7 protein-coding genes, 2 tRNA genes and 2 pseudogenes are annotated in these 6,475 nt (G+C 48.2%); 6 read left to right on the top strand and 5 right to left on the bottom strand.

Annotated elements, in window-relative coordinates; all coding sequences use genetic code 11:
* A partial coding sequence (locus EDM58_RS23140) for an AAA-type ATPase lid domain-containing protein (RefSeq protein WP_148039351.1) occupies window positions 1-682 on the top strand: 682 nt, incomplete at its 5' end.
* Between the two features lie 135 nt (window positions 683-817).
* Here the strand turns inward: EDM58_RS23140 and EDM58_RS23135 are convergent.
* Both EDM58_RS23135 and EDM58_RS23130 read right to left on the bottom strand, forming a co-directional pair.
* Entirely contained in the window at window positions 818-1,993 is a 1,176-nt protein-coding gene (locus EDM58_RS23135; protein WP_183187604.1) for a M20 metallopeptidase family protein, read from the bottom strand.
* Window positions 1,994-2,017: 24 nt separating this feature from the next.
* Window positions 2,018-2,395: pseudogene (locus tag EDM58_RS23130) on the bottom strand (MlrC C-terminal domain-containing protein); the annotation flags it as partial.
* On the opposite strand from EDM58_RS23130, the pseudogene EDM58_RS26505 reads away from it, so the two are divergent.
* From EDM58_RS26505 to EDM58_RS23110, 5 genes and pseudogenes are all read left to right on the top strand, one after another.
* Window positions 2,350-2,484, top strand: a pseudogene (locus EDM58_RS26505) (helix-turn-helix domain-containing protein); the annotation flags it as partial. The pseudogenes EDM58_RS23130 and EDM58_RS26505 sit on opposite strands and share 46 nt — an antisense overlap.
* A gap of 135 nt (window positions 2,485-2,619) precedes the next feature.
* Window positions 2,620-2,742 (top strand): hypothetical protein, encoded by a 123-nt coding sequence (locus EDM58_RS26440; RefSeq protein WP_281275098.1) that lies wholly within the window; start codon window positions 2,620-2,622, stop codon window positions 2,740-2,742.
* A gap of 89 nt (window positions 2,743-2,831) precedes the next feature.
* Window positions 2,832-3,464, top strand: a complete 633-nt coding sequence (locus EDM58_RS23120; RefSeq protein WP_122915422.1) for an ImmA/IrrE family metallo-endopeptidase — start codon at window positions 2,832-2,834, stop codon at window positions 3,462-3,464.
* A complete protein-coding gene (locus EDM58_RS23115; RefSeq protein ID WP_024983301.1) occupies window positions 3,461-3,811 on the top strand; it encodes a hypothetical protein in 351 nt (116 codons plus the stop codon). The genes EDM58_RS23120 and EDM58_RS23115 overlap by 4 nt, the downstream gene beginning before the upstream one ends.
* Before the next feature lie 7 nt (window positions 3,812-3,818).
* Window positions 3,819-5,030 carry a site-specific integrase gene (locus EDM58_RS23110; protein WP_122915421.1) on the top strand — a complete coding sequence of 404 codons (1,212 nt, stop codon included), beginning with the start codon at window positions 3,819-3,821 and terminating at the stop codon, window positions 5,028-5,030.
* A 132-nt stretch (window positions 5,031-5,162) separates the two neighbouring features.
* On the opposite strand, the gene EDM58_RS23105 is transcribed toward EDM58_RS23110, so the two are convergent.
* The 3 genes from EDM58_RS23105 to EDM58_RS23095 all read right to left on the bottom strand — a co-directional run bounded on the left by EDM58_RS23105 (window position 5,163) and on the right by EDM58_RS23095 (window position 6,247).
* A tRNA-Val gene (locus tag EDM58_RS23105) sits at window positions 5,163-5,238 on the bottom strand.
* A gap of 43 nt (window positions 5,239-5,281) precedes the next feature.
* Window positions 5,282-5,358: transfer RNA gene (locus EDM58_RS23100), tRNA-Ile, on the bottom strand.
* A 295-nt stretch (window positions 5,359-5,653) separates the two neighbouring features.
* Window positions 5,654-6,247, bottom strand: coding sequence for a phosphatidylglycerophosphatase A family protein (locus EDM58_RS23095; protein WP_122915420.1), 594 nt, complete (start codon window positions 6,245-6,247; stop codon window positions 5,654-5,656).
* Between the last annotated feature and the right edge of the window lie 228 nt (window positions 6,248-6,475).

Below are 6,475 nucleotides of genomic sequence, written 5' to 3'. Positions count from 1 at the left end.
GATCGGCGAAATGCCCCTCGATATGCAGGTCAAGCTGCTGCGTGTCCTGCAAGAAAAAGCCTATTATCCCGTTGGCGGCACGAAAAAAATGGAAGCAGATTTTCGGGTGGTCGCCGCTACCAATCGAGATTTGGCATCGCTCATCGCCGAAGGAAAGTTTCGCGAGGATTTGTACTATCGATTAAACGTGTTCAGTCTGACCATCCCGCCGCTCCGGGAACGAAAAGAAGACATCATTGAACTGTTTCAGTTCTTTTTGTACGAATTTTCCATGCAATACAACCGCCCGATTCAAGCCATCTCTCCCAACCTGATGCATCATCTGCTGGATTACCACTGGCCGGGCAATATCCGGGAACTGCGCAACACGGTGGAGCGGATGGTGGTTTTTGCTACAGACGGGATGATCAACGAAGAGTACCTGCCGTTTTCACCTGCCACACAACCCAAAACAAATCCGGCTCTGTTGGGCTCGGACTTGCTGCAGCTGCGGGAGGAGCGGGATCAACACGACCGAAACGTGATCCAGCACGCGCTGGAGTTGGAGAACGGAAACAAACAAGCGGCCGCGAAAAGACTGGGGATCTCCCGCAAGACGTTGTACAATCGAATGCATAAACTTAATATTCCGATCTCGCAAAACAAGACAAGCTCCAACTGCGATCCAGACGCCCCGTCATGACATGACATGTTGAAATATTTTCCCGGCATGTTTTTCCATTTTTATGTAAGCGTGATCTTCCCCTTCGCGCAACATTCATCTGAACACGAAAGAATGAGGGCTGATTTGCCCTCATTCTTTCGTGTTCGCTATCTCTTAGGATTGCAAAACGGCGGAAATAAACAATTTCCCGATTGTCAGCATCGAACGCTCATCCACATCAAATTTGGGATGGTGATGCGGATAGCTCGCTCCAATCTCTTGATTTTGGCCACCGACGAAGAAAAAGGTTCCCGGCACCTTCTGCAGGTAGTAGGAAAAATCTTCTCCTCCCATGACAGGCTCCATCCGTTTTACATTCTCCTCGCCAACAAGTGTTTTTGCCAGTTCTTCGATTTTTTTCGTTTCCTTGGCATGGTTGACGAGTGCCGGATAGCCTCTGGTGTATTCCAGCCTTGAGGTGGCTCCTGCCCCCTCGCAGGTGGATAAGGTGATTTGCCGAATCGATTCTTCAATCAAATCACGCACATCCTCATCGAAACTGCGGACGGTTCCCGTGATGGTAACGGAATGCGGGATGACATTGGCAGCCTGGCCACCGTGAATGGAACCGACCGTCACCACTGCAGGTTTCAACGGATTGACGCGACGGCTTACGATCTGCTGCAAATTCAAAACCAGCTGGCTTCCTACGACAAGAGGATCGACAGCAAGATGAGGATACGCTCCGTGTCCGCCTTTTCCAAAAATTTCAATTTCAAAAAAGTCCGAGGCCGCCATCAGAGGCCCTTCTCCCACACCCACGGTTCCAATCGGGTCCGTCGACCATACATGGGCTCCATAAATCACATCGACCCCGTCCAGACATCCGTCTTCAATCATGGACATGGCACCTCCGGGTAGCTTTTCTTCGGCGAACTGATGGATAAAGACGACATTTCCTTCCAATTCTTCTTTCACTTCGCCAAGCACTCTGGCAACTCCCAGCAAGGCTGCCGTATGGACATCGTGGCCACACGCATGCATGACCCCGGGAATTCTGGACTTGTACGCGACTTCTTTCTCGTCTTGAATCGGTAGTGCATCAAAATCCGCTCGCAATGCCACCGTTTTGCCGGGCTTCCCGCCTCGCAACAATCCGACAACCCCGTTTCCTCCCACACCGGTCTTTACCTCCAAACCAAGTGCGCGTAAGGTGTCGGCAATTTTCCTGGGCGTGTTCACTTCCTGAAACGATAGCTCCGGGTACATGTGAAGATCCCTTCGAAACTGGACCAAATCCGGATAGATTTCTTCCAGCCTCGCAAATAACCGTTCTGTTCGCTTCATCATTCGAACCCCTCTCCTGCACGTTTCTTACGCAAAATCAGGCACGGAATCCAAAGGAAACACAGGTCGAGCGATACGCTTGTATGCAAATGACGAGAAATCACACGTGCTTAATCCGGGTGAATCGACGGTTAGAATTTCCTTGGCAATGGACTGAAAAGCAGCGCGGAAATGCTGACTTGATTTTAATGCAACAATTTTATATTTTGTCACATCGATTCCATGAAGCAGAAAGACCTGTTCATCGAACGTCTGCGATCTGACGGAAGCAACGATCACATCCACATTGCCCACCTGCAGTCTTGCGGAAGTTCCCAGATTGACTTTGAGACCTTGCCACATGGGGGAAGACTGGATAAATTGGCCGTCCGTCAAACTCTTCACGTACGCGGTTACCTGCAAGGGTACAGCGAGGTTGGACGCAATCCCAAGCAGCTGAGAGACTTGGCATATCATCTCAAGTTGTATCCAATTACGAACGGGATTATAGATCTCCTGACAAAGAGACGCTGACGAGAATAGCTAAAGTGTACAACTGTTCGGTTGATTGGCTTCTTGGTGTGACTGACAACCCAGAACGAATAGACTCCCCCTCCTCTTCCGACAAAAAGGACGATAAAGAGGCACGCATGGGCCTTGCCTTTATTACTGGCGGGGAAGATCTTACCGAAGAGGAAGCCGAGTATTTGAAAGAAAGCTTGGAACTGTTCCGTAGGATGAAAGAAAGAAGAGCGAAGGAACGGGAAAAATAATCCTTTATTCTAGTTTAGCCTTCATAGCCCTTTGGGCTATTATTTTCACCTATATATACGAACATACGTTTTGTCAGGAGGGGTATTCAATGAATCTAACACTCTACAAAATGACACCACTTGAGGAATGGATTGCTGAAAAATACCTCGCACATTCCATCTTCACGCCAGAAGACCTTGATATTCACCGGATTGCAAACATTTTTGGGGGTGAAATTTCCTATCTCCCGACAAAATCTCATGCCCGTTGGATTGACGATGGCTTTAATGATTTCATGATCATTCTCGACTCTCGTTTGGACGAGCCTTCTTTGCGGAGTGAATTTTTTCATGAGTTATGCCATCCACTCCGTCACGTAGGTGATCAGAGGACTCTCCCCAAGACTTTCCGGGACCTACAGGAGATGCAAGCCTCCCTGTTCCAGCAGTATGCAGCAATTCCCTTCTTCATGGTCCAGGAACTTGTTTTGCCGGTCTACGAGAATGAAATTCCTTTGTATTTGGCTCATACGTTCAATGTTCCCGTTTCTCTGGCGACCCGTCGATTCAATCAGATAAGAGGCCGTATCAGCCAGGAAGAATACAGTCAGAGGATTGCTACCTATCTTCAGAGTCAGTACAGCAAAGCAGATCCCACAAACTGGTCAGACGAAACAAAAAGGCTCTTTCTGACTGCAATAAAAAGAAAATTTCAAAAAGGACAAGGAGTTGTAATACGATGAAAATTGCAGTTTTTTACGATTATTTCGAGGGGGAGCTGGCCCCGCTCTGGTACGTCATCAATTTTCGGAAGGGGGAACTTGATTGGAACAAAGATATAGCCTATATCCCCATAGCTGCTCCCTTCCAACGACAGGGAGCGGAAGATTTCTCGTCGGACAGCATGGGGATAACGGTGACGCTTGCAGATCTGACCGTGAGCGAAGATAAACCAGGGAAGTTCGGGATTCGGCTTGACCCTCTCCGTAGGCGCGCGACGGAAAACATGCTAGATTATTGGGATGCCGAATTTCTGATGCTGCAGGTGGCAGATCTCGAAGAAATCCTGCAGATGAATCCATGGAGGTGAACCAAACATGGCAAGCATTGAAAAACGCGGCGCTAATTCTTGGCGTTTAACCGTTGAATTGGGGTATGGACCTAATGGAGAACGGTTGCGCGAAAGAAAAGTCATCAAGGTTGAAGATCAGGCGTTATTGAAAACAACGAAGAAGCTCAGAGAATATCTGGAAAGTGAGTGGCTTAAATTCAAGATGGAGGTTGAGGCCGGTGAGTATATTTCCCCCGAAAAGATGACATTGGCTGGGTTTGTTGACGAATGGAGAGAAAAGTATGCCAAACGAGAACTAAGTGCTAAAACATTAGAGAACTATCTGATCCAAATTAATAACCGGATTATTCCTGAATTCGGCCACATGCGTCTCGATCAGATCAAACCTCTCCACATCGTCACCTTTATAAAAAAACTTGAAGAAGAAGGCTCCCGGAAAGACGGCAAGGAGGGAAAGTTATCGTCTGGGATGATCGAATATATCCACCGCGTCTTGAAAAATATATTTAACCGTGCTGTTGAGTGGAAGGTAATTAAAACAAGCCCTATGGACGGGATAAAGAAGCCGAAAGTTGAACAGGCCGAAATGAGCGTATATGACGAAGCCGAAGCTCACCAACTGTTCTTGGCATTGGAACGTGAAAAGCTGATGTGGAGAGTCATGATTGCCTTGGCACTGACAACTGGCCTGAGAAGAGGAGAACTTCTTGGATTGGAGTGGAAAAATGTTGACCTGGAGGCCGGTACCATTGATGTCCGCCAATCGCTTACTTACGTGAAGGGGATCGGCTACGTTGTAAAGGAACCAAAGACAAAAAATTCGGTCCGGATCGTGTCCATTCCCCCAAGTTTATATCATGATCTGAAGGCGTTGAAAGTTCAGACTAGCAAGGAACGGATGCAATCAGAGGAACTATGGGAAGGTGGCGATCGATTCTTCGTCTTTTCCTCCTGGAACGGAAAACCACTTTACCCTTCCAGCGTAAAGACTTGGTGGTCACGTTTTACGAAGCGGCACAAGCTGAAGTACATCCGTTTTCACGATTTGCGACATACTTCGGCCACTCTTCTTATTAACAAAGGTGTCCATGCCAAGATCATTTCAGAACGTCTCGGACATGCTAACATCCTTACGACCATGAACATTTATGGTCACGCTTTACGATCTGCTGACCAGGAGGCTGCTAAACATTTTGAATCTCTCTTCGACAGTCAGCCGAAAAGTAAAAAGGCCTGATGGTCACAACGGCCAAAAAATTCGTCCCCAGCCCGTCCCCAATTATGAGTTTTGACGCCTGTATTAGTCTTTTTCAGGCGGTTATTACAACAAAAAAAGCCTTGATTTTCAAGGCTTTTGGCGTTTCTGTTATGGTGATCCGGACTGGGTTCGAACCAGCGACCCCCACCCTGTCAAGATGGTGCTCTCCCAACTGAGCTACCGGATCATGGGATATGATGTGATCATTAACCATTATGTACTCGTTTAAATGGTGGGCCCTGTAGGACTCGAACCTACGACCAATCGGTTATGAGCCGACCGCTCTGACCAACTGAGCTAAGGGCCCGAATCGCACCGGACGTCGATCACATGTATTACTATACATGATCCCAAAAACGATTTCAAGAGGAAAAAACGATTTTTTGTAAATTTTTTCACTCCCACCAAAAGAACGGCTTTCCACCTTCCTTTTTCCCTAGAAAACTGCACGCAAGTGCAGCAAAAAGGAGCCATCTTGCAAGTCTCCCCATCCCGAACCACCACCTAAGAGATGCTCCGAATGAAGCCCCTTGCGAAATAACTCCCTCTTATCTTCTTTCCCTACTAACAAAGCACGCAAGTGCTGTCGTTACCTACTCCCCCTACCCAGCCTGCTCCTCCCCATCACCCTTCTTCCCTTCCACACGAATCTCCGCCAACGCTTCGGCCTCAGCCCTAGCCGCCGCAGCCTCCTGCTCATCCCTCATCCGATGCGCCATCCGACTAGAAGCATTCGCCGCGACACTCGCCACCAAATCATCTAAAAAGGTATGCACCTGACCATCCTCGGCCAGCGTCGTATCCAGCTTATTAATAACCCCGATCTTATGCTTATCCAAATGACCGAAGGTCGTCACCGCAATACTTCCATAGGCAAACACCGACCCGATCGCAAGCGTCTCGTCACACCCAAACAATCCTTCATCCTGCGCGATAATCGACTGAAGCGGCTCGGACAGCATTCCCTTCTCCGCCAACGTATCCAACTCGATACCGACGAGAATGGCATGCTGCATCTCCCGTTTTTCCAATACGGCCTTCACGCTCTCGATGCACGGTTCCAGCGTCAGCTCAGGGTGATACGGCGCTTGCATCTCATATACAATCTCAGCTATATCCTTTATGGTCACTCCCCTCTCCTCCAGACGAGCGAGGGCAGCGTTTCGAACTTCTATACTGTGTACTTGTTTTTTCATGACGGGACAACCCCTTCCAAAACCATACTTGTGAAGTCGTTCTTTACCATATTATCATACGATAGTAAAATTGCGACAAATTTGAACAAATCATCTCCGCACCTCCCCCCTCCCATCTCCAGACGTCCCCAACTCTTAAGGGGACTCCATACAAAAGGTATGGAAACGCTGATTGCTCCTGTATAATAAGCACCAAAAGCAGAAACATCCCGAAGGGAGGACATCATC

This window comes from Brevibacillus panacihumi, assembly GCF_003710985.1.
GTDB lineage: Bacteria > Bacillota > Bacilli > Brevibacillales > Brevibacillaceae > Brevibacillus > Brevibacillus panacihumi.
The sequence above is the reverse complement of the archived record's forward strand: the minus strand, read 5'-3'. Positions and strand labels throughout refer to the sequence as shown.

What these genes read in the sequence shown, in the direction of transcription:
- EDM58_RS23135 (WP_183187604.1), bottom strand. Translation starts at nt 1,993, where the DNA reads ATGATGAAGCGAACAGAACGGTTATTTGCGAGGCTGGAAGAAATCTAT.
- EDM58_RS26440 (WP_281275098.1), top strand. Translation starts at nt 2,620, where the DNA reads ATGGGCCTTGCCTTTATTACTGGCGGGGAAGATCTTACCGAAGAGGAA.
- EDM58_RS23120 (WP_122915422.1), top strand. Translation starts at nt 2,832, where the DNA reads ATGAATCTAACACTCTACAAAATGACACCACTTGAGGAATGGATTGCT.
- EDM58_RS23115 (WP_024983301.1), top strand. Translation starts at nt 3,461, where the DNA reads ATGAAAATTGCAGTTTTTTACGATTATTTCGAGGGGGAGCTGGCCCCG.
- EDM58_RS23110 (WP_122915421.1), top strand. Translation starts at nt 3,819, where the DNA reads ATGGCAAGCATTGAAAAACGCGGCGCTAATTCTTGGCGTTTAACCGTT.
- EDM58_RS23095 (WP_122915420.1), bottom strand. Translation starts at nt 6,247, where the DNA reads ATGAAAAAACAAGTACACAGTATAGAAGTTCGAAACGCTGCCCTCGCT.